Below are 26203 nucleotides of genomic sequence, written 5' to 3'. Positions count from 1 at the left end.
TCGCGGGCATTATTCTCAGGGAAGCGTCACGCTTCCACCGGTCCTTGAGCGCCCAGCACCCATCCGCAGCCGAGCCGTGCGGCATCCTCGGCATCGGTCAGCGCCGCGACCGTCTGCCAGCCGTCGGCGCGCAGGCTTGCGGCAATGGCCTGGTCGTGGCCGAGGGGCAGAAAGATGCGGCGCTCGGCAATGTCCTCGCCGCCCAGCCCGGCGTCGATCAGCGGGTCGGGGTAAAGCGAAAATCCGACCGCGGGTTCTTCCTGACCGCCGCCGACCGGGATCGCATAGCTGCCGCCGAGCCCGATATGCGCGCCTTGCCCGGCAACGAAGATCGAGAAACCGAACCAGCTTTGATAAGCAAAGCCGTGGCGTTCGGTCGGATCGAGCGTGAGGTTTACGCGCTCGCGTACCGGGGCGGCGATCGCCTCGATTGCGTCGAGGCGCCTGGCCAGAACGCCCCCAGTGTCGAAGGCTCGCAGGTCGGCAATCGCCAGGTCGAATGGACCGGTCGCGCGGAGCAGCGGGAGATAGGCCTCCGCGCCCAGCCGCGCCAGCGCGCCGGCGTCCTTGGCGTCGAGCGCGTCGCGCAGGGCCTCGACGTCGCCCGTCACCGGCAGGGGCCCGCCGGCGAGCAGGTCGACAAGGTCGGGCATGGTGAAGTCGAAGGTGACTCGGCCGATGCCTGCTGCCTCGATCGCGTCGATGGCGACGGTCACGATTTCGCGCGCCGCGGCAACACTATCGCTGCCGATCAGCTCGGCTCCGACCTGGAGCATCTCGCGCGCCGGACGCAGCTGGCTCGCGCGCAGCTTGACCACCTGACCTGCATAGCAAAGGCGCAGTGGCCGCGGGGCCTGCGCCAACAGCGAAGTCGCGATGCGCCCTACCTGCCGCGTGATGTCGGGGCGGAGCGCCAGCGTTCGCTGCGACACCGGATCGGTGAAACGCAGAAGGTCGCGCGCCGATCGTTCGTCATCGCCCCCCAGCGTTTCGCGAAACTCAGCAAGCGGCGGCGCGACGCGGCCATATCCATGCGCACGCATCGCATCGACAAGCGCGCGGGTAACGCGCGATGCCGCCTCTGCCTGTCGGGGGAGGCGGTCGCGAAGGCCTTCGGGCAGCAGGGCGGGAGCCTTGGTCATTGCGGTGGCCTTAGGATGGTGGAGGCATGGATTCAACCAGCCTCGAAATCCGATCGCCTCGAGCATCATCGAGATGCGCTGAAGGGGAGAGCCTCATCGATGGGCTTCTCGACTTTGCTCGATGCGACCGGTGGGAAAGGCGACTTTAGAACGTCAGCCCCTTCACTGTCTTCACGCCGGGAAGCTGGCAGATCTGCCACAGCATCGGTTCGGGCAGCGGCGAGTCGAGCGACAGCAGCAACACCGCTTCGCCGCCTGCGGCACGGCGGCCGAGATGGAAGGTGCCGATGTTAAGTCCAGCCTCGCCGAGCGCGGTGCCGATGCGGCCGATGAAGCCCGGCGCGTCTTCGTTGACGATATAGAGCATGTGGCCATCGAGATCGGCCTCCACCTTGATCCCGAACATTTCGACGAGACGCGGCTCATTATTGCCGAACAGCGTTCCCGCGACGGAGCGGTCGCCCTGGCTGGTCGCGACGGTGACCCGAACGAGGGTGTGATAATCACCCTCGCGGTCATGACGCACCTCGCGCACGTCGAGCCCGCGCTCGCGCGCGAGGTGCGGGGCATTGACCATGTTCACGCTGTCCGAATAGCGACGCATCAGCCCGGTGAGCACCGCCGCGGTGATCGGTTTCAGATTGAGTTCGGCGGCTGCGCCCTCGACTTCGACCGAGATCGTCGTGAGATTGTCGTGCGCGAGCTGGCCAACGAGACTGCCAAGCTTTTCAGCGAGGCTCATATAGGGACGCAGCTTCGGCGCTTCCTCGGCTGACAGGCTCGGTACGTTGAGCGCGTTGGTGATGCCGCCGGTGAGCAGATAGTCCGAAATCTGTTCAGCGACCTGGATCGCGACATTGACCTGCGCCTCGTCGGTCGAGGCGCCGAGATGCGGCGTACAGATGAAGTTCGGAGTTCCGAACAGTGGATGATCGGCCGCCGGCGGTTCGCTCTGGAACACATCGAGCGCCGCGCCCGCGACATGGCCCGTGTCGAGCGCCTCCTTTAGCGCTGCTTCGTCAATGAGTCCGCCGCGCGCGCAGTTGATGATCCGCACGCCCTTCTTGGTCTTTGCGAGATTCTCCTTCGACAGGATGTTGCGGGTCTGGTCCGTCAGCGGTGTGTGCAATGTGATGAAGTCGGCCCTGGCGAGCAACGTGTCGAGATCGGCTTTTTCGACGCCGAGCTCGACCGCTCGCTCGGGGGTCAGGAAGGGGTCGAAGGCGACGACCTTCATGCGCAGGCCAAGGGCGCGCTCGGCAACGATGCTGCCGATATTGCCGCAGCCGATCAGCCCGAGCGTCTTTTGCGTGAGCTCAACCCCCATGAAGTCGTTCTTCGGCCATTTGCCTGCCTGCGTGCCTGCGTTTGCCTCGGGAATCTGCCGGGCGAGCGCGAACATCATCGCGACCGCATGTTCGGCAGTGGTGATGCTGTTGCCGAAAGGCGTGTTCATCACGATGACGCCTTTCTTCGACGCCTCCGGAATGTCGACGTTGTCGACGCCGATGCCGGCGCGGCCGACGACTTTCAGATTGGTGGCGGCTGCAAGCACATCGGCGGTGACCTTGGTCGCCGAGCGGATTGCGAGACCGTCATAATTGCCGATGATGGCGATCAGTTCTTCTTTGGTCTTGCCGGTGATCACGTCGACGTCGATGCCGCGTTCCTTGAAGATCGCGGCGGCCCGGGGGTCCATCTTGTCGGAAATCAGAACTTTGGGTTTGGTCATCGGAATAGCTTTCAAGAAATCCGTTCGGCCGTTTCTGTCGAAGTGCCGGCCTTCTTTGACGACGGCACGAGGAAAAATCGGCCCTTCGACAAGATCAGGGCGAACGGAAAGGAATAAGGTTCAGGCCGAAAGGCTGGCGTAGGCCCAATCGAGCCACGGGCCGAGGGCTTCGATATCGGCGGTGTCGACGGTTGCGCCGCACCAGATGCGAAGACCCGGAGGAGCGTCGCGGTAACCGGCGATGTCATAGGCTGCACCTTCGGCCTCGAGCAGGCCTGCGAACTTCTTGATGAAATCCGCGTCGGCGCCCGCAACGGAAAGGCACACCGACGTTTTCGAGCGGCTCGCGGGATCGGCGGCGAGGTGGCTTAGCCACTCGCGTTGCGAAACGATCCTGTCGAGCGCGGCCGCATTGGCATCGCTACGTGCCTTCAGCCCTTCGAGACCCCCCAGGGATTTGGCCCATTCGAGCGCGAAGATCGCATCCTCGACGGCGAGCATCGAGGGGGTGTTGATCGTTTCGCCCTTGAACACGCCTTCGACGAGCTTCCCGCCCTTGGTCAGACGGAAAACCTTGGGAATCGGCCAGGTGGGGGTATGGGTTTCGAGCCGCTCCGAGGCGCGGGGGCCGAGGATCAGGACGCCGTGACCGCCTTCGCCGCCGAGCACTTTCTGCCAGCTGAAGGTCGCAACATCGATCTTGTCCCACGGCAGGTCGTAGGCAAACACCGCTGACGTTGCGTCAGCAAAGCTCAGCCCCTCGCGGTCGGCGGCGATCCAGTCGCCATCGGGGACGCGGACACCGCTGGTGGTGCCGTTCCAGGTGAAGAGCACGTCGTTCGACCAGTCGACCTGGCTGAGATCGGGGAGCGCGCCATAGTCCGCCCGGATGATGATCGGATCGAGCTTGAGTTGCTTGGCGACGTCGGTGACCCAGCCCTCGCCGAAGCTTTCCCACGCGAGCGCCGTGACCGGACGGGCGCCGAGCATCGTCCACATCGCCATCTCGAAGGCGCCGGTGTCCGACCCGGGAACGATGGCGATTCGGTGGGTGTCGGGAAGCTTCAGCAGCTCGCGCATCAGATCGAGGCAATATTGAAGGCGCGCCTTGCCGATCTTGGCACGGTGCGAGCGGCCTAGCGAGTCAGTCGCGAGTTTTTCGGGGGACCAGACCGGCGGCTTGGCGCAGGGTCCGGAAGAAAAATAGGGGCGCGTCGGGCGCACCTGTGGCGTCGTCACTTCACTCATTTAGTCTCTCCTTGCAGAGAGCGCGCGCGGCGTTGGGACCGCGTGGCCCGGCGCCGCGTTTAGGGCGGGCTGCGAAACTGTCAAACAAAATGCGCAGGCCGCGCGAAATTATCGGTGAGCCGAACCAATGGTTAAGAGCTTCTTTACCAATTTGCCGGTATTTTGACGCCATGACCATCCCGATGCTCTTCAAGCCCCGGATGCTCCTCGCTGTCGCCGCCGCGCTCGCGCTTTCCGCCTGCTTCGGCGCGCCCGAGGCGATGAAGCAATATGGTGGTGGCAAGCGGACAAGCGCATCGAGGCCCGATCGTCCGCAAGCGGTGGGCACGCCCTCTTTCACCAGTGCAGAGGCGAAGCAGTGCGCGGTCGACCTTCAGCGCGCGGGAGTGCGCTTCACTCCGCTGCCCAATCAGAATCATGGTGGGGGCTGTACCTCGATCGATTCGGTGAAGCTCCTCGATATCGGCACGCCGGTTACCAATCTGGGCGCAATGACCTGTCCCTTGGCGCGCAACTTCGCGGCTTGGGTCCAATATGCAGTACGCCCCGCGGCGCGCGCCTATTTCGGTGCCGAAGCGGTGAAAGTCGAGACCTTCGGCACCTATAGTTGCCGCAATATTTATGGCGGCCGTTCGGGGCGGCTCTCGCAGCATGCCTCGTCGAACGCTGTCGATGTCGCTGGATTCGTGCTGGCAGACGGTCGGCGGATCATGCTCGACGGCGGTTGGCACGGCGACAAGGCGTCGCAGGATTTTCTTCGCGCGCTGCACAAATCGGCGTGCCGGCGATTCGGAACGGTGCTCAGCCCCGATTACAACGCGGCCCATTATAACCATTTCCATCTCGACATGAGTGGCAACGGATACTGCCGCTGACTTGGCAAAGCGCGGGGAAATCGCTAGCCGCTCCCCAATGACAAAAGAGAAACCCCATCGTTCGCGGTTCCACAAGGCCAAGGACGACGCCGAATTCGCCCAGCAGGCGACCTCCACGCCCCAGACCGCCAGCGCCGCCTATCGGCTTGCGTTCCAGGACACCGACTTTCTGCTCCGCGAGGACTTGCGTCCCGTCCGCTTCCAGCTCGAACTGTTGAAGCCCGAACTGCTGCTCGACGAGGCAGGGATCGAGTCTACGCTCGTCATCTATGGCTCGGCGCGCATTCCCGAACCCGTCGATGCCGACGCGCTCGAGGCGGCGGCGACCGACGATAGGACCCGCAACATTGCGCGGCGGCTGAAGGCAAAGGCGAAATATTATGATGAAGCCCGGGCACTTGCCCGCCTCGCAAGCCAGGTGCCGTGCGACGATAAGGGATGCCGCCACTTCGTCGTCTGCTCGGGTGGCGGGCCGTCGATCATGGAAGCAGCCAACCGCGGCGCCGCCGACGAAGGGCGCGATTCGATCGGGCTCAACATCGTCCTGCCGCACGAACAGGCGCCGAACCGTTATGTGACGCCGGAGCTCAGCTTCCAGTTTCACTATTTCGCACTCAGGAAGATGCACTTCCTGCTTCGCGCGCGCGCGGTCGCGGTGTTCCCGGGCGGGTTCGGCACGTTCGACGAAATGTTCGAGCTGCTGACGTTGATCCAGACCGGAAAGATCAAGCCGATCCCGATCGTGCTGTTCGGCAAATCCTTCTGGAACCGTGTCGTCAATTTCGAGGCACTGGTCGAGGAAGGCGTGGTCAGCGCCCCGGACCTTGATCTCTTCCGCTTCGTCGAGACTGCGGGTGAGGCGTGGACGATCATCCAGGATTTCTACGCGAACACCCCGCATCCTTGATCGGCCCCCGCGCGAAAGCTGGAGCCGGCAGGGGACGGAGCAATTGGGAGCGGTTCTGGCGCGCGCCGGGGTCGCGTCAGTTCGACTGGGCTTCCAGATAGAGGAAAAGTGCCTTGCGGTCGGTCGGGTCGATGACGCCCGCGAAAGCCATGCGGGTGCCGGGCACATTTTTCATCGGGTCAGCGAGATAGGCGTCGAGCGCAGCCTCGTCCCAGATGCCGCCTTTCGCCTTCATCGCCCCCGAATAAGAAAAGCCCGGATACGCCGCGACGGGGCGGCCGACGACGCCGTGAAGATTGGGGCCAATACCATTGGTGCCGCCCTTGTCGATCGTATGGCAGGCGACGCAGCGCTTGAAGAGCTGCTCGCCCATCGCTGCGGTGGGTTCGATCGTCACCGCGGGCACATCGGCGTTTGCGGTGTCGGCACGAGGCGCGTCTTGCGGTTTGCCGCAACCAGCGAGCGTCAGCACGCCCGCCGCGAGAACGACGGGCGCCCAGTGCATTATTTCTTGGCTTCGGCGGGAGCCGGTGCAGCCGCGGCATCGGCGGGAGCTGCTGCCGCTTCGCCCTCGGCGGGCGCAGCTGCCGCATCGGCAGGCGCGGCCTCCGCATCGACAGGCGCGGCTTCCGCATCGGCAGCGGGTGCGGCCTCGGGCGTCGGAAGCGGCAGGTTCGAGCCCTGCGCGTTCATATAGACGATCAGGTTCGCGCGGTCCTCGGGGTTGCTGAGACCCGCGAACGACATTTTTGTCCCGGGGGCATATTTGCGCGGGCTGGTAAGCCAGGCGTCCATGCTTTCGAAATCCCAGTTACCCGGAACCGACTTCAGCGCGTCCGAATAGGAAAAACCGGGGACATGACCATGTGGCTTGCCGAGTGCGCCATAGAGATTGGGGCCGATGCCATTGGCGCCGCCCGCATTGATCGTGTGGCACGCGGCGCATTTTGCGAAGACGGCTTCACCCTTTGCCGGGTCGGCCGCCGCCAGGAGATTGGCGAGCGGGACAGCCGATTCGCCGCCACCCGCGCCTGCGTCGGCGTCTTCGATCGGGAAGCCCGGCTTTTCCGGATTGTGGCTCGCACTCAACATGCCGGTGCCGATCGACAGTCCAAGCGCGCAAATGCCCGCGAACAAGATCCACCCGGCAATAGTATTGTTGCGATTGTCCATGCTTGCAGCCCCGTTCGCTGGCGCCCGCGAAGGGGGCGCATGATAGGAATTGGCCGCTCCCTTACTGGCGCGCGCGCGGCGGCGCAAGGGGATGAAGTCCGCTCGGCGCAGTTGCACGCGGCGGACCGTGCGGCTATGCGCCGCCGCGCACCTCAGGGAAGGCAGATATGGGCAGTTATTCGGCTTCGGCGCAGCGGTTGGTCGATGAAATGAAGGCAGCGGCGCTCGCCGACCCAGCGCGTGGACTTGCCTTTCAGGGGGCGCCTGGTGCGAACAGCGATCTGGCGGCGCGTCAATATGATCCTGCCGCGCTTCCGCTGCCCTGCTATGCGTTTGAGGACGCGATCGAGGCGGTGCGCGAAGGTCGCGTCGACCGCGCGATCATCCCCATTGAGAATAGCCTGCACGGCCGTGTCGCCGACATTCATTTCCTGCTGCCCGAATCGGGCCTGTCGATCGTCGGCGAACATTTCTTGCCGATCCGCTACGGTCTGATGAGCCGCGATCTGGGTCCCGTCACGCGCGCGATGAGTCACGAGCAGGCGCTCGGGCAATGCCGCAAATGGCTGCGCGCCAACAATATCTCGCCGGTTGCACACAGCGACACTGCGGGAGCCGCCGCGTGGGTCGCGGACAGCGACGAGGTGGGCCTCGCCGCGCTCGCGCCGCCACACGCGGCCGACCTTTACGGGCTGACGCTGCACGGCACCGGGATGGAGGATGCCGACCATAATATGACGCGTTTCGTCGTCCTCGCGCGCGCGCCGCGCGCGACGCTGCCCGAGGGCCTGCCCTTGATGACGACCTTCATCTTCGAGGTGAAGAATGTGCCCGCCGCGCTCTACAAGGCGCTCGGTGGCTTCGCGACCAACGGCGTCAACATGACCAAGCTTGAAAGCTATCAGGTGGGCGGAAGCTTCGCTGCAACGACCTTCTATGCAGACATCGTAGGCGCTCCTGGCGAAGAAGCTGTTGACCTCGCCTTCGAGGAGCTGGATTTCCAGACCAAGTCGCTCCGCCTGCTTGGCACCTATCCGATGGCTCGGGTGCGCGGCTGACGGTTCCCGCCGCGCCGCTGATCCTAGCCGCCGTGCCGGCGGAGCAGGCGGGCGGTCGCGAAGCTCTGGACGACGAACAGCGTCACAAGGACGCTGGCGACGACGAGCCCGAACAGGTCGAAGGCTGAAAAATCGGTGCCGAGCACCGGCGCTCCGCCTACCAGGGGCATGATCATCGTCATCGCCATCAGCACGAGGCGAAGTTCGGTCGGACCGCCTGCCATGTAGGAAAGGCGGAACTCGCCGAGCACCTTCGCCGACAGGAAGGTGTGGATCGCAAGCAGCAGATAGCCGATTGCCCCCAGCAGCGCGACGTCGAGGCGGAAATAGGGGCTGGCGCCAAGGCCTCCCACTATTAGCACAATGGCAAGTCCGTCGACGCTGTGATCGACGAAATAGCCATAAGATGGGCGCTCGATGTGGCGCCATCGCGCAAGGCTGCCGTCGAGCGAGTCCCCGAACCAGTTGACGATGTAGCCCACGAGCGACAGCCCGAGCCATTCGTCGTCGATCCAGCTCAGCATATAGCCCGCCGCCACGAGCACGGCGCCACCAAAGCCCAGCAGGGTGAGCTGGTCGGGGGTCACCCAGCGGGGAAGGCGCGCGCACAGCCAGTTCAGAATGCGCCGCTCACTGCGCGCGAGAATATTTTGCTGAATGCGCGTCGGCGGCTGAACTGTCGCCGCCGCGGTACCGGGTAATTTGTCGTGCATGTCGACCTTTCGTCGATGGCCGTCACATCTGTGTCAGCCAGACGTCACACACCAGTCATAGGCTCGAATGGCGGGCAAGGGAAGGGCAGGGCCCTCCTCTGTCTTCGAATCGTCGGCCAAGCATGACGGTTCGGCGATTATCGCTAATCGCGCCAAGGCCCGATTTCGCCGACTTCCCCCACGGTGCGATAGCGGACCGCGCCGTCGAGCCAGGCGACTTCCCACATCGGTGCGGGGCGTGCCCATTCACCGATCACGAACAGCGGCAGCCGGTTCGCAGCGACAAACGCGAGGTCGTCGTCGGTCGGTCCCGGCATGACAGCGCTGGGCGTCTGATGCAGGCGCAAGACAGCCAGTGTGCCGGCCGGCGGGGCGGGCAGCGATTCGCGGACCGGAAAGCCGAAGCTCGCGCCAATCACCGGATAGCCCCTGTCATCGCGCGCGATGATCAGGACTTTGTCGGCGCTTCCGAATGGTCCCGCTACGGGCTTGCCCACCGCCTTGCGCCCGACGATCGCCGCATATTCGCGGACATCGCTGTCCGCGACCGGTGCAGGCGGAACGGACGCTGCTTCGGCGGGCGGCGGGGCGGGGGCGGGGGCCGGATCGGCAGCAAGGAGAAGCAGAGCGGCGATCAATGGGCGTCGCCCCAGCTCTTGCCAACCCCGATCTCGACCTCCAGCGGGACCGAGAGGGTAAGGACGGGTTCGGCGGCGCCCATCATCACGCGGCGGATGATCTCGCCCGCCGCTTCGGCTTTCGCTTCGGGCGCCTCGAAGACGAGTTCGTCGTGGACCTGGAGCAGCATCCTGACATCCGACAGTCCCGCGTCGGCGAGCGCTGCGGGCATGCGCGCCATCGCGCGCTTGATGAGATCAGCGCTGGTGCCCTGGATCGGCGCGTTGATCGCGGCGCGCTCGCTTCCTGCGCGCTCGTTCTGGCTCGCCGCCTTGATGCGCGGAAACCAGGTCTTCCGTCCGAAAAGTGTCTCGGTATAGCCCTGCGCGCGCGCTCTTTCGAGCGTGTCGGTGATATAGTCCGAAATGCCGGGGAAGCGCTCGAAATAGCGGGCGATCAGCGCCTGCGCCTCGTCGGGCGTAATCTCGAGCCGTCCCGCGAGGCCCCAGCGCGAGATGCCGTAGAGGATTGAGAAGTTGACGGTTTTGGCCTTGCCGCGCGTATCGCGGTTGACCTCGCCGAACAGCTCGATCGCGGTCGCGGCATGAATGTCCTGCCCCTGCGCGAAGGCCTCCTTGAGCTCGGGTACGTTGGCCATATGCGCAGCGAGGCGCAGCTCGATCTGGCTATAGTCCGCCGCCATCAGCACATGATCCGGCGCGGCTATGAAGGCATCGCGAATCTGGCGCCCGATCTCGGTCCGGATCGGAATATTTTGCAGATTGGGGTCGGTCGAGGACAGCCGCCCGGTCTGCGCGCCGACGAGGCTGTAGCTTGTGTGGACACGCCCGGTCACCGGATTGATCTGTTCCTGCAGCGCGTCGGTATAGGTCGACTTGAGCTTGGCGAGCTGGCGCCATTCGAGGATCTTGCGCGCAATCGGCACGCCGTCGCGTTCGAGCCGCTCAAGTTCGGTCTGATCGGTCGACCAAACCCCCGACTTGCCTTTGCGTCCGCCCTTTAGTCCCAGTTTGTCGAAAAGGATCTCGCCGAGTTGCTTGGGGCTGCCGATCGCGAAGGGCTGGCCGGCCAAGGCGTGGATCTCGCCCTCCATGCGCAGCATGTCGTTCGCGAACTCGCGTGACAGGCGCGCAAGATAGTCGCGGTCAACCACGATGCCCGCGCGTTCCATACCTTCGACGATGATCGCAAGAGGGCGGTCGACCATTTCGTAGATGCGGGTGCCGCCCTCGATCGGCAGACGCAGCTTGAGCAATCTCCACAGCCGCCAGGCGACCTCAGCGTCCTCGGCGGCATAGGCGGTCGCGCGGTCGAGCGGTACCTCGGCAAAGCTGATCTGCGCCCGGCCGGTCCCGCAGATCTCCTTGAAAGTCAGACATGTGTGCTCAAGATGCAGCTTGGCGAGCTCGTCGAGCCCATGCTGGTGCTTGCCTGCGTCGAGCGCGAAGCTCATCACCATCGTATCGTCATAGGGGGCGATGCCGATCCCGTGCTGCGCGAGCACGCCGATGTCGTATTTGAGGTTGTGCCCGACCTTTAATACCGCCTCGTCGGTGAAAAGCGCGTGAAGGCGGCCGAGCGCGTCCCCCATGGGTATCTGATCCGGTCTTTCGGCGAACATGTCGGTGCCACCATGGCCGAGCGGGATGTAACATGCCTTGCCTGGTCCGGTGGACAGGCTCACTCCCACAAGGGTGCCGGTGACGCTGTCGAGGCTTGCCGTTTCGGTGTCCACGGCAACGATATGTGCCTCCCGCGCTGCGTCGATCCAGCGATCGAGCGCCTCGATCGTCGTGACCGTCTCGTAGAGCGATCGGTCGATCGCTGGCATCGGGGGCAGCGCGGGCGTCGAGGGCGCGCTCGACGCAGCCGCGGACGCGCTGACCTTCCGCGGCAGCGTAGGCGGACCCGAGGGCGCGGCGCCATTGTCGAGCTTCGCCGACAGCGACCGGAAGCCATGTTCATCGAGAAAGAGCTTGAGCGGCCCCGCCGGGATCGCGCCGAGCTTCAGCGCATCGAGTGGATCGGGGAGGGGGCAGTCGCGCTTCAGGTCGACGAGGACACGCGACAATTCGGCCAGGGCGCGGTGTTCGATGAGATTGTCGCGAAGCTTGCTGGGCTTCATCGTCGCAGCGCCGTCGAGCGCAGCGGTCAGGCTGCCATATTCCTGAATCAGCTTTGTCGCGGTCTTGGGCCCGACGCCCCGCACGCCGGGAACATTGTCGACGCTATCGCCCATCAGCGCGAGGACGTCGCCGACGAGTTCAGGGGGGACCCCGAACTTCTCGTTCACCGCCTCCAGACCGATATGGGCATTTTTCATCGTGTCGAGCATGTCGACGCGCGGTCCCTCGGCGGGTTCGCGGATGAGCTGCATCAGGTCCTTGTCCGACGACACGATGGTCACGTCCCAGCCTTCTCGTACCGCGGCCTCGGCATAGCTTGCGATCAGATCGTCGGCCTCGAAACCTTCCATCTCGATGCAGGGCAGTGAAAACGCGCGCGTCGCGTCACGGATCAGTGGGAATTGCGGGACCAGGTCCTCGGGCGGCGGCGGCCGGTTCGCCTTGTACTGGTCGTAAATCTCGTTGCGGAACGACTGGCTCGAATGGTCGAGGATGACGGCGAGGTGGGTGGGCTCTTCGGCGTCGTTCAGATCCTTCGCCAGCTTCCATAACATGGTGGTGTAGCCATAAACCGCGCCGACCGGCACGCCATGGGGGTTCGTCAACGGCGGCAGGCGGTGATAGGCGCGAAAGATATAGCTGGAGCCATCGACCAGATAGAGATGATTCTTATCGGACATGGCGCGGGGTGTAGCAGGGGTGTGCGAGGGGGCCTAGCGCGATGTTCCCGGTTTCTTCCATTCCTCCCGGGCGCGCGGGGCGATGTCGAAATGCATCACGTCCTCGCGCGCGCCGAGCTTGGTGTAGAGCGCGACGGCCGGGTCGTCGCCATAATCGGCCTGGACGAAAATCACCCAGGCTCCGGTCTGTGCGGCGATGTGCTGGAGTTCGCCGATCAGAGCGGTTGCGATGCCGCGGCGACGATCAGGCTCACTCACGGCGAGGTCATAGAGATAGATTTCGCTACGTGCTTGTTCGAGCTTGGGGAGTTCGTAGGCGGTCAGGCCTCCAACGACTGCTCCTTCCCGTTCGGCAACGAGTATGATGACTGCATTGTTGCCGAGCTGGTGCGCGAGCCAATTGTCGTCCGGGCGATCGGGCGCATAGGTCTCGCTATCGCCGAATGCGTCGGCGTAGAGGCGATTGAGCGCACGCATCGTGGCCGCGTCGGCAGGACCTAAGCGCCGGATCGTGAAATTCACAGTGGCCAATTCTCGGTGTCGTGATCGGGATGTTGGTGACGGCTCGCGCGGATGGCTGCGGCTTCGGCAGGCATCGCGTCTTCGGTCGCGCTGTCACCGGGCAGTGTTGCGAGGCTGTCGAACCAGGGTAGCCGTGCCTCTACGCCATATTGTCGGCGTGGGGGAAAGCGTGCGGGTTCGTCGAGCGAGCCGGTCGTCACGCTCAAATAATCAGCGCCAAGAAAATCATAATAGAGCGGCGTCCCGCAGTCGCGGCAAAAGCCGCGTTCCACCGGATCGGAACTTTTAAAGGTCGCGGGCTTGCCTCGTGTCCAGGCCAGCGCGTCGCGGGGTATCCCGACGAGCGCGGCAAAATAATTGCCTACCGCCTTTTGGCACATGCGGCAGTGGCAGATGTGCGAGGTGTCAAGGACCGCGATGGCATGATAGCGCACCGCCCCGCACTGGCACCCGCCCGATATATCGTTTTCGATCCTCTTCATGGACGTACGCTACCAGAGGCTGCGGTCACTCACAATCTGCCGCACGGCTACCCGGCCTGGCGGCGGTCTCGGCTCATCCTATCGTCGGCGTCCGTCGCCGCCTGCCGTGCGGGCACGCACCTCTTCGCCACCCGTGATGCACCGAAGCCCCAGGGACCGGACCGCGCCGCGTCATCGTCATGCTTCCCCTGCTGGCCTACGAGAATTGCCGTGACCCGGCATGAGTGAATCGCATTTGGCCAACCGGTGTCCGGCCTTCGCCAAGTGCGACACGGGCGACGAAATCGGCCATTAGAAAGAGGCCCCGTCAGGATCCACAACGTCCTGTCGATCCTGCGTCTCCTCCGTCGGAGCCTTCTGCTTTTTCAGCCTTGCCGCGAAGGAGCGGCCCCTGCGCGGTCCGTGCTCCGCTGCCAGCGCCAGTCCCAGATCGTCCTTGCGGATATCGACCAGGTCAGCGAGCCGCTCCAGAAGACCGAGCACAACGAGAACGTCGGCAAGCGTTCCGATGGCAACGCCTGGATCACCCCGTTCAAGGCGGGCAATGGAGCTTGGCGAGGTGCGGCCTTGGGGCGCGCGTGCAATAGAAAACTGCGTATTGTCCGCATCTTAGGCCGAAAAGTGCCGTCGGGGGCCTCATTGCTGCTGACGGTACTCCCGATGATTCCAACGATCAAAACCAACACGGTGCGTCCTCGGGATCGCCAGCAGCGTTGGAATTCTCAGGCCGACTGAGCTATATGACCATCTACATGGTCAGGAGCGTGACATGGACGCAATCAATCTGGCGGATGCGAAAGCCCATCTGAGCGAGCTGGTCGACCGGGTCGAGGCGGGCGATTCGATCGACATCACCCGCCGCGGCAAGCCGGTCGCGCGGCTCACCGCCGTGGCAAGACCACGCAAGCCGATCGATGCCGCGCTGCTCCAGTCGCTGACAGCCGCGATGCCGCCGCAGTCTCAGGGTGCCGCCGATCTCGTGCGGTCGTGCGGGATGGCGATCGCTACTGATGCTCTATCTCGACATGTCGCTGATCGTCACGGCGCTCTCCAATGAAGCGATGACGCCGCGCGTTCAGGCGTGGCTGGCCGAGCAGGACCCGGCGCAGCTTCTGATCAGTGACTGGACCGTCACCGAGATGTCGTCGGCCATAGCGAACAAGTTGCGGACTGGACAGATCACCCTCGAGCAGCGCGCGGCGGCGCTAGCCATGTTCAATAAGCTCGTTGCCGAGAGTTTCACCGTGCTGCCCGTGACGGGTGGGCAATTTCGGGCGGCGGCAAGATTTGCCGATCAGCACGCCTTGGGGCTTCGCGCCGGCGATGCGCTGCATCTTGCCGTCGCGTCGGAGCACGGCGCCACGGTACATACGCTCGACCAGCGGCTCGTCCACGCCGGGCCGGTGCTCGGTGTGCCAGCGCAGTTGCTGGCATGATCCCAGGCTTCTCCAGCGTGGCCGGTCTGATCTGGAGCTGCCATGGCCAGTGACTGGTCCGACGAGCAGAATGATGCGATCGTCGCGGATTACTTCGCGATGCTTGGCGACGACATCGCGGGGCGCCCCTACAGCAAGGCCGAGCATAACCGCTTGCTGCAGGCCGTGATCAATCGGCCGCGGGGCTCGATCGAATACAAGCATCAGAACATCAGCGCTGTGCTCAAGGGGCTCGGGGAGGACTGGATTCCAGGCTACAAGCCGGCCTTCAATTTCCAGGCCTCGCTCGTCGATGCGGTGGTGCGCTGGCTCGAGCGTCATCCGGATTGGCTCGCGCCGGCCGCGAGGATGGCAATGGGTCCGTGGCCATCCGCACTTCGGGAAGAAGCAAAGCTATGGATCGGGCCGCCGCCGACGCACAGCAATGCGCCGCCGCCCGACGAGCTCGAGCAGATGACCGCCATTGCCCGGAAGTACGATGTGGCGGAGCGCGATGCCCGCAATCGGGCTCTGGGCCGCGCTGGCGAGGAACGCGTCCTCGCCCATGAGCGAGCCAGCCTGCTCGCCGCCGGCCGGACCGATCTCGCCGAGCACATCCGCTGGGTGTCCCATGTCGATGGCGATGGTGCTGGCTATGACATCCTGAGCTTCGACACCGACGGCCGCGATCGGCTGATCGAGGTGAAGACGACCAATGGCTGGGAGCGCACGCCGTTTCACATCACGCGCAATGAGCTGGCCGTCGCTGAGGAGCGGCGCAGCGATTGGCGGCTGGTGCGATTGTGGAATTTTGCGCGGGAGCCAAAGGCGTTCGAGCTGCGTCCGCCGCTGGAAGCGCATGTGTCGCTGATGGCGACCAGCTATCAGGCGAACTTCTTATAGGGGGCCGTTTTCGGCCTGACGGCTTTTGGCGATCGAACAGAAAAAGCGGACATTTCGAGCGCAGGCTGTGCACCTTGGCGGATCGCTCGGTGAATCAAAAGCCGGCTTCTACGGCAAGCCGGATCGCATCGGCATTGGTTTCGACGTCAAGGGCGCGGAGCATCGCAGCGCGATGCATCTTGATCGTCCGCTCGGAGAGGCCGAGTTGAAAACCCATCTGCTTGTTGAGCTGGCCAGCCGCCATCAAAAGTAACACCTCGCGCTGGCGAGGGGAGAGGCGCTCGATCCTACGGCGCGCTTCGCCTTGCCGGTCGGCGAACGAAGATGGCGCCTCGACCTCCATCTGTGACCCGAGGAAATATTCGAGCGACCCGTCGCTCCCAAAGATCGGTGCGACAAGCACGGCATTGCGAAAGGCATGTCCGCCCTTCCGGTAGTTGAGTATCTCCACCAGCGCCGGGCGATGTTCGCGTATAGCCGCGCGCAGTTCGGCGGTCAGCGAGGCCTCCGTCCCCGGTCCCGCGAGAAAGCGACAGTTGCGGCCGATAACTTCCGACGCCGCATAGCCGGTCAGGGCCACAAAGGCTTCATTGCATTCGACGATCGGATTATCCGGCAACCGCGGATTACTGATCACCGCCGCGATCGGGCTCGTGGCGATCATCGCGCTCAAAGACATGAGACCCTATCCTTACTCTTTTTGACGTTCAACCTGCCCGAACGGACATGTTGCGGCAAGACCGGACGCGAGCGAAATCCTGGCGCATGTCTCGGCACGCGCTTCCCTGTTGCCCCTCCGGGTCCCATTCTTGCGCAGCGGAGCACCGCGCCCCCCGCGTCCTCGCGCGCCAACGGCGCGAAGGCCGGGAATGATGCGCGTCGCGGTGATCGGTGCCGGGATTGCCGGCCTCGCCTGCGCGAACGCACTGCGCGCGGCCGGACACGTCCCCGCGATATTCGAAAGGTCGTGCGCAGTCGGCGGCCGCATGTCGACGCGTAAAGCCGCGAGCGGTTACGCCGACATCAGTTTTGACCATGGCGCGACCCACTTCACCGTCCGTTCGAATGCATTCAAGGCGCTCGTCGACGACTGGCACGCGCGCGATCTCGCGGCACCTTGGCCAGCGGCGGGTCTTCACGCCTGGGTTGGAACCCCGACGATGGACGCTCCGCTCATGGATATGGCGCGCCATCACGATATTCGCTTCGATACCGCGATTACCGCCGTTACGCGCCAAGGGCCGCGCTGGACGATTCATAGCGAGAAGCAGCGCTTCGATGATTTCGACGCCGCGGTCCTCGCAATCCCGGCCGAGCAGGCGGCGCCGCTGTTGTCGCTCCACGATTTCGACATGGCGCGCGCGGCCATGGGCGTTACCTCGCGGCCGGTGTGGAGCGCGACGTTTCTGTTTCCCGAGCGCATCGCCGTCCTGCCCGACTTCCTGCGCGGACCGGCGCCGCTCGTCCATGCCGTGCGCAGCAATGCGCGGCCGGGACGGGGCGATGCCGAACATTGGGTGGTTCAAGCAGACTGGAACTGGAGCGACGCCAATATTGCACAGGAGCCTTCGGCGGTATCTTCTGCCTTGTTTGCGATTTTCCAAGATGTCGCCGGCGAGCCTTTGCCCGAACCGCTGCTCGCCGACGCCCAGCGATGGCGTTTCGCCCACCCGTCGGGAAGCGATCTCGGTCATCTGTGGAACGGCGCCATCGGCATCGGCGCATGCGGTGATTGGCTCTCGCACGGATTCGTCGAATATGCATGGCAAAGCGGCAATGCCCTCGGCGTGGCGATCGCGTCAGAGGCGGTCGGCACCCCAATAGTTCCGGCGCAATCCTGAACATCGCCCCAGCCACTCCAGACATCGAGGATCGAATATTGAAAGACGCCGTCGTCATCGGCGCCGGGATCGGCGGCCTGGCACTTGCCATCCGGCTCCAGGCGGCCGGAATCTCCACGACGGTCGTCGAAGCGCGCGACCGTCCCGGCGGCCGAGCCTATGTCTGGCAGCGCGAGGGTTTCACATTCGATGCTGGACCGACCGTCATCACCGATCCGTCGTGCCTGGCGGAATTATGGGATCTGTCCGGTCATCGCCTGTCCGACGATGTCGACCTGCTTCCCGTCATGCCCTTCTATCGGCTGCAATGGCTCGATGGCACGACCTTCGACTACAGCAATGACGAGAACGCGTTGGAGCGCGAAATTGCCGCGCTGAACCCGGCGGATGTCGCCGGATACCAGCGCTTTCTGGATTATTCGGCGGCCGTCCACGCCGAAGGATATGTCAAGCTCGGCGCCGTCGCCTTTCTCGATTTCAAGTCGATGCTCAGGGCCGCGCCCGCGCTGGCGCGGCAACGGGCATGGAAGTCGGTATATGCGCGGGTGAGCGACTTCATTGCGAACGACAAGCTTCGTGAAGCTTTCTCCTTCCATACGCTGCTGGTCGGTGGCAACCCGCTGGAGACCAGCGCCATCTACGCGCTGATCCACAAGCTCGAGAAGGACGGCGGCGTCTGGTATGCCCGCGGCGGCACCAACCGTCTCGTCGCGGCCATGGCAACCCGTTTCGAACGGCTGGGCGGTACCACGATCCTGGGCGATGCCGTTACCCGGATACACACGCACGACAACCGCTGTACGGCAGTCACGCTTGCCAGCGGCCTGCGCCTCAAAGCGAGCGCGATCGCCTGCAATTCCGACGTCATGCATAGCTACCGCGACCTGCTCGATCACCCCCGTGGGGCTCGATCGGCGCGCCGTCTCGTACGCAAGTCCTGGACACCGAGCCTTTTCGTGCTTCACCTTGGAGTTCGTGGCCGGTTTTCCGATTTGCCCCACCATATGATCCTTTTCGGCGAGCGCTATCGCGCGCTGCTCGATGACATCTACAAGCGCGGCGTAATCGCCGACGATTTCGCACTTTATCTGCATCATCCGAGCGCCACCGACTCATCGGTTGCCCCGCCCGGCCACAGCACGCTTTATGCACTTGTTCCGGTCCCGCACCTCGGCCACGCGCCGGTCGACTGGACGGTCGAAGGCGACAGGCTTGCCCTTCGCATCCTCGACATGCTCGAAAAGCGGCTGCTCCCAGGACTCGCCGACCGCATCGTCACCTGTCACCACTATGCCCCCAACGACTTCGCCGCTGACCTTGCCGCCCATCAGGGGAGCGCGTTCAGCCTGTCGCCGACACTGACGCAAAGCGCCTTTTTCCGGACGCACAATCGCGACGATGTCATCGACAATCTCTACTTCGTCGGCGCCGGCACCCACCCCGGGGCTGGTATTCCGGGCGTCGTCGCCAGCGCCAAGGCGACCGCCGCGCTCATCTCGGCCGACGCGAAAGCGCGATGAGCGCATGACGCCGGAGCGCATCTTTTGACACGAGCGAGGATGACGAACTGCCCAAAGGGACATGTTGCGGCGGCACCCCTGTCCCGCTCAGCACCAATGACCGGCAGAACTCCCTTCCCCCTTCCCCTGTCACGGAGAATTTCATGTTACGCGCCATCCGGATAATCGGCAGCATCCTGACCACAATGTTGGCCACCGCCGCCGCCGCGCAGGAACGACCCGAGAGCGCCGCGTCCGCCCGACCCGCGGGCGACAGGATTCTCTTCGGTCTCGGCGCCGGTATCACGCCAACTTACGATGGCTCGGGAGATTATAAGATTATTCCGGGAGGGGTTTTGAGCGGCACCGTCGCGGGCCATGATTTCCAGTTGAACGGTCCGCAGCTCTTTGTCGATGCGATCCCGAACCGTGACGCCCGCAAGATCGACCTTGAACTGGGTCCTGTAGTCGGGCTCCGGCTCAACCGGACCAGCCGGGTCGATGACGCGCGCGTCGCTGCGCTCGGAAAACTCGACACCGCAGTCGAACTCGGCTTACGCGGATCGATCGGTCTGCGCGGGGTGTTCGACCGCACCGATCGCCTCGCGCTGGCCGTCACCGCTGCGTGGGATGTCGCAGGCGCCCACAGCAGTCACATCGTCAGCCCCTCCGTGGAATACAGCCGACTGGCGAGCAAGCGCGCCTTTGTGCGAGCAGCCCTGACCAGCGAGTTCGTCGGTGGCGGCTATGCCGACTATAATTTCGGTGTGACCTTGGGCGGCGCGGCCGCGAGCGGCCTCGCCGCCTATCGAGCGAAGGGCGGACTGGCGAGCATCGGCGCCAATATGCTTGTTACCCGTTCGATCGGGCGTCCGGGAAGCCGCTGGTCGCTGTTCGGCATCGCCAGCTATAAAAGATTGCAGGGCGATATCGCGGCCAGCCCGATCGTCGTCGATACGGGCACCCCGAACCAGTTCTTTGCGGCTGGCGGCATCGCATATAGTTTTTGACCGACGCTTCCGCATTCGTCGCGAGACTTGGCGGGACCTCCTCGACATGACATGGAACGGCGATGGCTAGCAAAACCAAATGGTTCGTCGGCGCCCTGGCCGGTTTGCTGCTTGCGCTGACGGCAGTCTGGCTTCTGGCTCCACGCGACGAGGACGTTCCGGTCCTCACCGTCACCGTCGCCCCTGCCGAGCGGGTGCTCGCACTCAACGGGCGGGTTCGTCCACGGCTCGAAATCGACATCCGGCCTACTGCGGGGGGCGAACTTGTGGCGCTGCCCTTTGACGTCGGCGACCGCGTCAGCCAGGGACAGATACTGGCCCGCATCGACGATGGCCCCGAAACCGCTGCGATTACCGAAGCCGAAGCGTCCGTCCAGGCCCAGCGAGCGGTCGTCGCGCAAGCACGGCGCGACCTCGCTCGGTTCGAGGCGCTGGGTCAGTTCACCACCCGTCGCGAGGTCGAACAGCGGCGGCTCGCTGTGACCGAAGGCGACCGCGAGCTAAAGCGGCGCGAGGCGAGCGTCGTCCAAGCCCGCGAGTTGCGCGATCGCCGCACTTTGAGGGCGCCGTTCAGCGGCGTAATCCTCGAGCGCCCGGTTGATCCGGGACAGGCCGTTGGAGCAGAATCGGTGATCTACCGGCTCGCCGACCTTGCGAACCCGGAAATCCGGATAGAGGTCGACGAGCTTTATTCGACAACGATCCGGCCCGGCATGGCCGCCAAGGTCATGATCCCCGAACTGGGCATGCGGACGGCGCGGGTCGCGCATGTCGAACCGCGCATCGATCCCGAGACGGGCGCGCGGGAAGTCCGGCTCAGGCTCGACGCCGCCGATGTCGTCGTCCCCTCGGGCCTGACGGTGTCGGTCGATCTGACGATCGAGCGGCGCGAGCGCGCAATCAGTATTCCGCGCAGTGCCATCGTCCAAGCCGCCGACGGCGCGCGGGTGCGCCTGCTCGGCCGCGAGGGCGTCGTCGCCGAACGCAGCGTCCGCTTTATCGACTGGCCGTCCGAAAAGGTGATCGTGACGGCGGGCCTCTCCGCCGGCGAGCGCATCCTGCTCGACCCTTCCGCCGCAGCTCCCGGCGACAAAGTGCGCGCGGCCGACTGACGTGTCGCCCTATGCATTCAAACTGGCGGTCAGGCATCTCCTGTCGCATCGTGGCCAGACCGCGCTGCTCGTGACCGGCGTTGCGCTGGGCGTGAGCGTGTTCGTCTTCATGAGCGCGCTGATCGGGGGCCTCGCAGAGCTGCTGACCGCCCGGACGGTCGGCAGCATCCCGCACATCGTGCTCGAAGCGCCCGAGCGCGGCCCGCTTCCCATCGCGGCGGGCGACGCCGTCCAGCGCGTGCGCCAGAAGGACCTTGGACGCCGCGACCAGATTCCGGTGTGGGAACCGCTGATCGCGGTCATCGAAGGAACGGGGAAGGTCACCGCCGTGTCCCCGCAAATCACCGGCGGCGCCTTCATCGAGCGCGGCCAAGCGGTCGCGCCGGTCGGCGTGGTCGGCGTGACGCCCGACAAGCTGTCGGCCATAGCAGACATCGCCGGCGCCGTCGTCAGCGGCACCGCCGATCTGCCGCCCGACGGCATCCTGATCGGCAGCCGCCTTGCCCGCCATCTCGACCTGCGCGCCGGACAGGTCATTCGGATCGCGTCGGACCGTGGCCGCTCGCGCTCGCTCCGGGTCCAGGGGATTTTCACGCTCGGCATCGGCAGCGCTGACCGGCAGGCGGTCTATATGAACTTTACCGCGGCCCGCGCCCTGTTCGACCTCCCGACCGGCGTCACGCGGATCGAGGTCAAGGTAAACCCTGCGACCGACGCCGATGCGATCGCCGCGCGCCTCCGCCGCTCGACGGGGCTCGATGCGATCCCGTGGACGAGCGAAAACAGCCAGCTCTTCGAAGGTCTCGACGCCCAGGCGCGAACGGGGCTGATCATCAAGAGCTTTGCGCTCGTCACGATCATCGTCGGCATCGCCAGCGCGATGCTGCTGTCGATCGCGCGGCGCCAGGCGGAGATCGGGATCATGCGCGCAATGGGTGCCACCAAGCGCCTCGTTGTCTCCATCTATGTCATCGAGGGCACGCTGCTCGGGCTCGTTGGCGGTGTGGTCGGCGCCTCGATCGCGTGGCTCGCGCTGCTCCCCTTTCCCCCGGTCAGCGAAATCGAGAGCGGCGCCCTCCCCATCGACCGCAACCAGGGAGATTTCCTGCTGGCAATCCTGCTGACCTCGCTCGCCGCAATGCTGGCGTCGCTGCTTCCTGCCCGCCGCGCCGCGCGGATCGACCCGGTGGAAGCGATCGGCGCATGACCGCGGCCTCGATCCTGATCGTCGAAGCACTGACCAAGAGCTTCGGCAGCGGCGAGAATGAGGTGCAGGTTCTCAAGGGCGTCGATCTCGCGATATCGCCGGGTGAAATGGTGGCTCTGCTCGGTCCGTCGGGGTCGGGCAAAAGCACCTTGCTCAACATCCTTGGCACCTTGATGCGCGCGACGGGCGGCAAGCATGCGATGCTCGGCGTCGACCTGTCCGTGGCCTCCGACGCCGAGCGCACCGTATTCAGGAGCACGCGCCTCGGCTTCGTGTTCCAGTTCCATCACCTGCTCCCGGACCTGTCAGCGCTCGAAAATGTCATGATGCCTGCGGCCGCCGCCGCTGGCCGCGAGACCCGGGCGATGCGCCAAAGGGCGGCCGAACTGCTCGACGCGGTCGGCCTCGCTCATCGCCGCGATTACCGGCCTGCCGCACTCTCGGGTGGCCAGCGCCAGCGCGTCGCGGTGGCGCGTGCGCTGATCAACGAACCGGCGCTTGTGCTCGCCGATGAACCCACGGGAAATCTCGACCGCGAATCCTCCGACCTCGTGATGGAATTGCTACGACGCATCAATTCGGAAACTGGCACCAGCTTTCTGATTTCAACGCATGACGAGCGTATCGCAGCGCAGTGCGACCGGCGCATCGAAATTCTGGACGGAAAGGTGAGTGCTGATCGTACCGAGCGATGACGGAGAGCCACGACTGGCCATTAACGGTCGGAAGCTTTCAGTCGAGAGCCTAAGATCGCTGACATCCGAGACGCGTTCGTAAGCAGACCTCAGGGAGTCGAGATCGCCGCGGCATCATCTGCGGTAGCTCCGCAGAGGTGACGCTACTCTTTATTCGGCGACAACAACTCATCCAGACCGTCAGTTGCGAATGCAATGGCGGACCGTCGAGCGATACAGGTCCGATCAATGTTGGCGCGCGGCGTAGCGAGGAATGACCTTGCGATATCCGAGGTACAGGCATCCACCACCATCGGCCCATGCGATGCCCCGCTTACGCCGATTAGGGTCGCGCGAGAGAGAAGGCGCGCGGTCTGATAAGCGTCGATCTCAGGGGTGGCCGGATCGAAAGATCCGAAATATATCAGGGTCGGGATGTCGCTCTCTACGGGCGCCAGAAACGATGCCTCAACGAACCCGGGACGGAAAGTCGCACACAAGCGATCCCATCGGTCATCAGGGTCTTGCCCAGCGATCACGGGATAGCGCTCGCGCGCACGGGCGAACCACTCTGCCGTTCGTCCGCTTTCCGGGCACATGATCGCGTGCGCTTGCGCAGGGGAATAGTCTCCGAAGCTGCCTCCGCCTCCGAATGCAGCAACGATCTTTTTGACGAGCTCGGTATCCCCCGAATGCGCACGGTCTATGGCCAATGGAACATATTTCACCGTCGCAGAGCGGACCGCCAAAGGCCAGAGGGCCTTCATGAACTGGCGCCCGGTGATACGCTTGTCACCGTCTTGAAGGGGAGTGTTTTCCAGCCGCGCCAATGTTTCCTCAAGCTTCATACCCAGCGCGCCGAACCGCGCGCGACACGAAGGTTGCGCCGCGCACTCGCGATCAATCGCCGCGAATCCGGCACCCACCGCAGTTATCTGCTCGGCCCACGATGCACTATTGGGCGGATAAGGCGAATTCAGTATGACCGATCGTATCGAGCCCGTCGAAACGCGCATGGCATCCAGCGCTACCAGCGTACCATAGGAGATGGCAGCAAGATTCCATTGCTCCACCCCCATGGCGCGCCGAATCACGTCCATGTCCCTGACCGTCGTGCGCGTGCTGTACGCGCCGAGATTGATCCCCTCGGTTTCCAGGCTCGCCTTACAGTCGGCGAATGCGGCCAGCTCGCGCTCACTTTGGCCGGCTGGCGCCAGTCCCTGCGACGCGATTTCATTGAGGCGACCAGCAAGGTCGGGGCAAAGCCGTTCTTCCGACCGGCCTGAACCGCGCTGATCGAACAGAATCAAATCGCGGCCCTCGCGCAGGAGCGCCGCCGACTGGCTCTCTTCAAGATGAGGCAGCATACTGTCGACGGTGGCAATACCCGGGCCGCCGTTTATATAGAGAACCGGGTCGGCAAGTCGCGCCGTTCCCGTACCTCGTACGCGGGCGACCCAGAGACGGATCGACTTACCGTCAGTTTTACCGTGATCACGCGGAACAGAGATCCATCCGCATTCGATCCCGTGCTTCTTCTCATACCCCGCCGGCACGTTCTCGAGGCGGCAGGGCGCCGATTGGAAGGTCGCGACAGTGGCTGCAAGCGCTGCGAGTATCATAGGCCCCTCCCACCGCGATCATGCGGCAATTCTGCGCTTGCAGCAACCCAGGCCGAAAGACTGTGCTAAATGGAGGACTCGTCCAACTCCTCATGGCCGTTTGCAGCCAGTCTGCTTTCGGGAATCGAAATTGAATAGCGGACCCTGCTTGAATCAACGAACCGCTGGTCTAGGGACCTGCATCGTGGAGAAGGGAGGCCCCCCTAAACAGATCCGTCCCGCTGGCTTTAAAGCACTAGATGGGACAAACTAACCTTGAGGTAATTCCTCCCAAAGCCGACGCCGCATCGCGATCAACTCTGCCCAGACATCTTTCGGCATGGCGTCTAGAAAATCCGACATCAGAGCCGAGACATCATCCATTATGCGCGCGCTGGTCGTCCTAAAGCCCTTGAGCATGACAAATTCTTTGGGCTTCATTACGCCGACGGAATCGAAGCGGCCGATACGCTCCTCTGCACTCGGATGGGTATCGCCGCCTGCCATCCTTCCGCCCAGCGCCCGCTCGTAGACTCGTGTCAATTCGAGCGCTTTGAGCAGGATCACGCCGCCTGCCCCTGAAACAAGATAAGGATTCCAGATAGGACGCCGTTCGCGTTCACCGATCGGTCTACCGATCCGCAGGGCGAACTGATCCGCCGCGAACTCCTCAACACGTGGATCTGCTGCAATATTGCGACCATGTCTCAGATGGTGATGGCCATATTCGTGCCCCACAATGAACAACTCCATCGCTCTCGCGATTTGCTCTACCAGCACGACATCGACAGGATCCGAGGGCTCGAAGGGCACCGTTGCATTCGTTCCGCTCATCGCGAAAGACATGAATATTTTGTTCCAGTAGAGTGCCAGATCCATGTTGCGACGGAGTAGGAAGTTTGATTTCTCGCGGGTGTAGCTATCCGACTGCCAATACCAAGCATTCAACATGACTGTGCGGTAGAAGGCTTTCGCGATAAGGCCGCAGAACCGATAGGTGAAAGCACCGGTCGTTATGATGCTCTCTTCGGTCATGATAACGCCGACCTTCGACGCGAAGGGTCCCGTGCGCGGTTCGATCCCCCTTGCAACTTGCTGCTGCGACGTCATCCCCTGCCGCGCCATCTCCGCTTCGATCTCATCGCACAACGCAGCGTGAAAAGCCTCTGCCGAAGGGTTTACGCCAGGGCTGGTGACGGGCGCTGCAGCTTGGTGAGCGTCAGTCGCTGCGCGTAGCGCGTGGATCTGCTCGTGATTCCAGCCGGCGGCGGCGAAGGCAGCGCGAGCCCGCGCCTGATCTTCTGATGGATCGTAGGCCGGATCGACGACGGCGGCGCCAGGGTGTCCGGCGGACCGCTCGAACATTTGGGACCACAAATGCCGCGCAACATCATTCTCTTTTCCGACCATGCTTCCCTCCCCCGCCACCCTGATTTCCACTCGTGCCTGCAAGTTAGCACTGCATCGGCTTATACCAAATCCCGTTGAGGCTGACTCACGGAGTGGATTCCCAAGCGGCTGATTTTCTGATTCACCATCGCGAACAGTAGGAGGCACGTGATGGCGGGAGCGATTGGCGTTCGAGGGGACTATTCTGCGACGGATTTGCGTAGGTTGGCGCGACGTTGCAGTGACGGGGAGCAG

Annotated in this window: 26 protein-coding genes, 1 tRNA gene and 1 pseudogene; 15 read left to right on the top strand and 13 right to left on the bottom strand. The window is 64.0% G+C overall.

Annotation, left to right across the window (positions count from 1 at the left end; translation table 11 throughout):
- Positions 1–26: 26 nt before the first annotated feature.
- From B5X69_RS04160 to B5X69_RS04150, 3 genes are all read right to left on the bottom strand, one after another.
- A complete protein-coding gene (locus B5X69_RS04160; protein ID WP_079637602.1) occupies positions 27–1142 on the bottom strand; it encodes an ATP phosphoribosyltransferase regulatory subunit in 1116 nt (371 codons plus the stop codon).
- A 145-nt stretch (positions 1143–1287) separates the two neighbouring features.
- Positions 1288–2874 carry a phosphoglycerate dehydrogenase gene (gene serA, locus B5X69_RS04155; RefSeq protein ID WP_079637449.1) on the bottom strand — a complete coding sequence of 529 codons (1587 nt, stop codon included), beginning with the start codon at positions 2872–2874 and terminating at the stop codon, positions 1288–1290.
- Between the two features lie 120 nt (positions 2875–2994).
- Positions 2995–4122, bottom strand: coding sequence for a phosphoserine transaminase (locus B5X69_RS04150; RefSeq protein ID WP_079637448.1), 1128 nt, complete (start codon positions 4120–4122; stop codon positions 2995–2997).
- 182 nt (positions 4123–4304) lie between these two features.
- On the opposite strand from B5X69_RS04150, the gene B5X69_RS04145 reads away from it, so the two are divergent.
- Positions 4305–4997, top strand: a complete 693-nt coding sequence (locus B5X69_RS04145) for an extensin family protein (protein WP_245798579.1) — start codon at positions 4305–4307, stop codon at positions 4995–4997.
- 37 nt (positions 4998–5034) lie between these two features.
- Positions 5035–5904 (top strand): LOG family protein, encoded by an 870-nt coding sequence (locus B5X69_RS04140; protein WP_079637446.1) that lies wholly within the window; start codon positions 5035–5037, stop codon positions 5902–5904.
- 76 nt (positions 5905–5980) lie between these two features.
- Here the strand turns inward: B5X69_RS04140 and B5X69_RS04135 are convergent, their stop codons facing one another.
- The gene (locus tag B5X69_RS04135) at positions 5981–6409 is read right to left on the bottom strand and encodes a c-type cytochrome (protein ID WP_079637445.1); all 429 of its coding nucleotides are present in this window, start codon (positions 6407–6409) and stop codon (positions 5981–5983) included.
- Positions 6410–6524: 115 nt separating this feature from the next.
- Here B5X69_RS04135 and B5X69_RS21325 point away from each other — a divergent pair.
- Positions 6525–6594 (top strand) — tRNA-Pro (locus B5X69_RS21325).
- Between the two features lie 57 nt (positions 6595–6651).
- On the opposite strand, the pseudogene B5X69_RS22400 reads toward B5X69_RS21325, so the two are convergent.
- A pseudogene (locus B5X69_RS22400) lies at positions 6652–6831 on the bottom strand (c-type cytochrome); the annotation flags it as partial.
- Between B5X69_RS22400 and B5X69_RS21870 the strand changes: the two are divergent.
- Positions 6763–7290, top strand: a complete 528-nt coding sequence (locus B5X69_RS21870; RefSeq protein WP_245798577.1) for a hypothetical protein — start codon at positions 6763–6765, stop codon at positions 7288–7290. The pseudogene B5X69_RS22400 and the gene B5X69_RS21870 overlap by 69 nt on opposite strands.
- Positions 7245–8135, top strand: coding sequence for a prephenate dehydratase (locus B5X69_RS04125; RefSeq protein WP_079637443.1), 891 nt, complete (start codon positions 7245–7247; stop codon positions 8133–8135). The genes B5X69_RS21870 and B5X69_RS04125 overlap by 46 nt, the downstream gene beginning before the upstream one ends.
- A 23-nt stretch (positions 8136–8158) precedes the next feature.
- On the opposite strand, the gene B5X69_RS04120 is transcribed toward B5X69_RS04125, so the two are convergent.
- From B5X69_RS04120 to B5X69_RS04100, 5 genes are all read right to left on the bottom strand, one after another.
- Entirely contained in the window at positions 8159–8848 is a 690-nt protein-coding gene (locus B5X69_RS04120; RefSeq protein ID WP_079637442.1) for a CDP-alcohol phosphatidyltransferase family protein, read from the bottom strand.
- A gap of 143 nt (positions 8849–8991) precedes the next feature.
- Positions 8992–9486 carry a hypothetical protein gene (locus B5X69_RS04115; RefSeq protein WP_079637441.1) on the bottom strand — a complete coding sequence of 165 codons (495 nt, stop codon included), beginning with the start codon at positions 9484–9486 and terminating at the stop codon, positions 8992–8994.
- A complete protein-coding gene (gene polA / locus B5X69_RS04110; protein WP_079637440.1) occupies positions 9483–12293 on the bottom strand; it encodes a DNA polymerase I in 2811 nt (936 codons plus the stop codon). The genes B5X69_RS04115 and polA overlap by 4 nt, the downstream gene beginning before the upstream one ends.
- Before the next feature lie 33 nt (positions 12294–12326).
- On the bottom strand, positions 12327–12815 hold the full coding sequence (locus tag B5X69_RS04105) for an AAC(3)-I family aminoglycoside N-acetyltransferase (RefSeq protein WP_079637439.1): 489 nt from the start codon (positions 12813–12815) through the stop codon (positions 12327–12329).
- Positions 12812–13297: a GFA family protein gene (locus B5X69_RS04100; RefSeq protein ID WP_079637438.1), complete on the bottom strand. Its 486-nt coding sequence runs from the start codon at positions 13295–13297 to the stop codon at positions 12812–12814. The genes B5X69_RS04105 and B5X69_RS04100 overlap by 4 nt, the downstream gene beginning before the upstream one ends.
- 402 nt (positions 13298–13699) lie before the next feature.
- Between B5X69_RS04100 and B5X69_RS21320 the strand changes: the two genes are divergently transcribed.
- From B5X69_RS21320 to B5X69_RS04080, 4 genes are read left to right on the top strand one after another with little or no spacing between them, the layout of a single operon-like run.
- Complete coding sequence (locus tag B5X69_RS21320) at positions 13700–14032, top strand: hypothetical protein (RefSeq protein ID WP_176141508.1); 333 nt, start codon at positions 13700–13702, stop codon at positions 14030–14032.
- Positions 14033–14066: 34 nt separating this feature from the next.
- Positions 14067–14354 carry a type II toxin-antitoxin system Phd/YefM family antitoxin gene (locus tag B5X69_RS04090; RefSeq protein WP_245798574.1) on the top strand — a complete coding sequence of 96 codons (288 nt, stop codon included), beginning with the start codon at positions 14067–14069 and terminating at the stop codon, positions 14352–14354.
- Complete coding sequence (locus tag B5X69_RS04085; protein WP_079637436.1) at positions 14308–14733, top strand: type II toxin-antitoxin system VapC family toxin; 426 nt, start codon at positions 14308–14310, stop codon at positions 14731–14733. The genes B5X69_RS04090 and B5X69_RS04085 overlap by 47 nt, the downstream gene beginning before the upstream one ends.
- Before the next feature lie 42 nt (positions 14734–14775).
- Positions 14776–15615 (top strand): protein NO VEIN domain-containing protein, encoded by an 840-nt coding sequence (locus tag B5X69_RS04080; RefSeq protein ID WP_079637435.1) that lies wholly within the window; start codon positions 14776–14778, stop codon positions 15613–15615.
- Between the two features lie 94 nt (positions 15616–15709).
- On the opposite strand, the gene B5X69_RS04075 is transcribed toward B5X69_RS04080, so the two are convergent.
- Positions 15710–16294, bottom strand: a complete 585-nt coding sequence (locus B5X69_RS04075; RefSeq protein WP_176141507.1) for a LuxR C-terminal-related transcriptional regulator — start codon at positions 16292–16294, stop codon at positions 15710–15712.
- Positions 16295–16487: 193 nt separating this feature from the next.
- Between B5X69_RS04075 and B5X69_RS04070 the strand changes: the two genes are divergently transcribed.
- The 6 genes from B5X69_RS04070 to B5X69_RS04045 all read left to right on the top strand — a co-directional run bounded on the left by B5X69_RS04070 (position 16488) and on the right by B5X69_RS04045 (position 22979).
- Positions 16488–17456, top strand: a complete 969-nt coding sequence (locus B5X69_RS04070; protein ID WP_245798572.1) for an NAD(P)/FAD-dependent oxidoreductase — start codon at positions 16488–16490, stop codon at positions 17454–17456.
- 35 nt (positions 17457–17491) lie between these two features.
- Positions 17492–18976 (top strand): phytoene desaturase, encoded by a 1485-nt coding sequence (locus tag B5X69_RS04065; RefSeq protein ID WP_079637601.1) that lies wholly within the window; start codon positions 17492–17494, stop codon positions 18974–18976.
- A 143-nt stretch (positions 18977–19119) separates the two neighbouring features.
- Positions 19120–19965: a MipA/OmpV family protein gene (locus B5X69_RS04060; RefSeq protein ID WP_079637432.1), complete on the top strand. Its 846-nt coding sequence runs from the start codon at positions 19120–19122 to the stop codon at positions 19963–19965.
- Positions 19966–20027: 62 nt separating this feature from the next.
- Positions 20028–21077, top strand: coding sequence for an efflux RND transporter periplasmic adaptor subunit (locus B5X69_RS04055; RefSeq protein WP_079637431.1), 1050 nt, complete (start codon positions 20028–20030; stop codon positions 21075–21077).
- Between the two features lies 1 nt (position 21078).
- Positions 21079–22284, top strand: a complete 1206-nt coding sequence (locus B5X69_RS04050; RefSeq protein ID WP_079637430.1) for an ABC transporter permease — start codon at positions 21079–21081, stop codon at positions 22282–22284.
- Entirely contained in the window at positions 22281–22979 is a 699-nt protein-coding gene (locus tag B5X69_RS04045) for an ABC transporter ATP-binding protein (protein WP_079637429.1), read from the top strand. Before B5X69_RS04050 ends, B5X69_RS04045 begins: the two co-directional genes overlap by 4 nt.
- A gap of 143 nt (positions 22980–23122) precedes the next feature.
- On the opposite strand, the gene B5X69_RS04040 is transcribed toward B5X69_RS04045, so the two are convergent.
- Positions 23123–24580 (bottom strand): alpha/beta fold hydrolase, encoded by a 1458-nt coding sequence (locus B5X69_RS04040; protein ID WP_079637428.1) that lies wholly within the window; start codon positions 24578–24580, stop codon positions 23123–23125.
- A 249-nt stretch (positions 24581–24829) separates the two neighbouring features.
- A complete protein-coding gene (locus B5X69_RS04035; protein WP_079637427.1) occupies positions 24830–25969 on the bottom strand; it encodes a M48 family metalloprotease in 1140 nt (379 codons plus the stop codon).
- Positions 25970–26203 lie beyond the last annotated feature (234 nt).

Source organism: Sphingopyxis flava (genome assembly GCF_900168005.1).
GTDB classification, from domain to species: domain Bacteria; phylum Pseudomonadota; class Alphaproteobacteria; order Sphingomonadales; family Sphingomonadaceae; genus Sphingopyxis; species Sphingopyxis flava.
This window is presented reverse-complemented; position numbering and strand designations above follow the sequence as displayed.

Bases quoted from the DNA above. Each gene is read 5' to 3' on its own strand.
- B5X69_RS04070 (WP_245798572.1), top strand. From the start codon at position 16,488: ATGCGCGTCGCGGTGATCGGTGCCGGGATTGCCGGCCTCGCCTGCGCG.
- B5X69_RS04145 (WP_245798579.1), top strand. From the start codon at position 4,305: ATGCTCTTCAAGCCCCGGATGCTCCTCGCTGTCGCCGCCGCGCTCGCG.
- B5X69_RS04150 (WP_079637448.1), bottom strand. From the start codon at position 4,122: ATGAGTGAAGTGACGACGCCACAGGTGCGCCCGACGCGCCCCTATTTT.
- B5X69_RS04140 (WP_079637446.1), top strand. From the start codon at position 5,035: ATGACAAAAGAGAAACCCCATCGTTCGCGGTTCCACAAGGCCAAGGAC.
- B5X69_RS04125 (WP_079637443.1), top strand. From the start codon at position 7,245: ATGGGCAGTTATTCGGCTTCGGCGCAGCGGTTGGTCGATGAAATGAAG.
- B5X69_RS04135 (WP_079637445.1), bottom strand. From the start codon at position 6,409: ATGCACTGGGCGCCCGTCGTTCTCGCGGCGGGCGTGCTGACGCTCGCT.
- B5X69_RS04055 (WP_079637431.1), top strand. From the start codon at position 20,028: ATGGCTAGCAAAACCAAATGGTTCGTCGGCGCCCTGGCCGGTTTGCTG.
- B5X69_RS04100 (WP_079637438.1), bottom strand. From the start codon at position 13,297: ATGAAGAGGATCGAAAACGATATATCGGGCGGGTGCCAGTGCGGGGCG.
- B5X69_RS04040 (WP_079637428.1), bottom strand. From the start codon at position 24,580: ATGATACTCGCAGCGCTTGCAGCCACTGTCGCGACCTTCCAATCGGCG.
- B5X69_RS04085 (WP_079637436.1), top strand. From the start codon at position 14,308: ATGCTCTATCTCGACATGTCGCTGATCGTCACGGCGCTCTCCAATGAA.
- B5X69_RS04080 (WP_079637435.1), top strand. From the start codon at position 14,776: ATGGCCAGTGACTGGTCCGACGAGCAGAATGATGCGATCGTCGCGGAT.
- B5X69_RS21870 (WP_245798577.1), top strand. From the start codon at position 6,763: ATGACCATGTGGCTTGCCGAGTGCGCCATAGAGATTGGGGCCGATGCC.
- B5X69_RS04090 (WP_245798574.1), top strand. From the start codon at position 14,067: ATGGACGCAATCAATCTGGCGGATGCGAAAGCCCATCTGAGCGAGCTG.
- polA (WP_079637440.1), bottom strand. From the start codon at position 12,293: ATGTCCGATAAGAATCATCTCTATCTGGTCGATGGCTCCAGCTATATC.
- B5X69_RS04045 (WP_079637429.1), top strand. From the start codon at position 22,281: ATGACCGCGGCCTCGATCCTGATCGTCGAAGCACTGACCAAGAGCTTC.
- serA (WP_079637449.1), bottom strand. From the start codon at position 2,874: ATGACCAAACCCAAAGTTCTGATTTCCGACAAGATGGACCCCCGGGCC.
- B5X69_RS04160 (WP_079637602.1), bottom strand. From the start codon at position 1,142: ATGACCAAGGCTCCCGCCCTGCTGCCCGAAGGCCTTCGCGACCGCCTC.
- B5X69_RS04075 (WP_176141507.1), bottom strand. From the start codon at position 16,294: ATGTCTTTGAGCGCGATGATCGCCACGAGCCCGATCGCGGCGGTGATC.
- B5X69_RS04060 (WP_079637432.1), top strand. From the start codon at position 19,120: ATGTTACGCGCCATCCGGATAATCGGCAGCATCCTGACCACAATGTTG.
- B5X69_RS04120 (WP_079637442.1), bottom strand. From the start codon at position 8,848: ATGCACGACAAATTACCCGGTACCGCGGCGGCGACAGTTCAGCCGCCG.
- B5X69_RS04035 (WP_079637427.1), bottom strand. From the start codon at position 25,969: ATGGTCGGAAAAGAGAATGATGTTGCGCGGCATTTGTGGTCCCAAATG.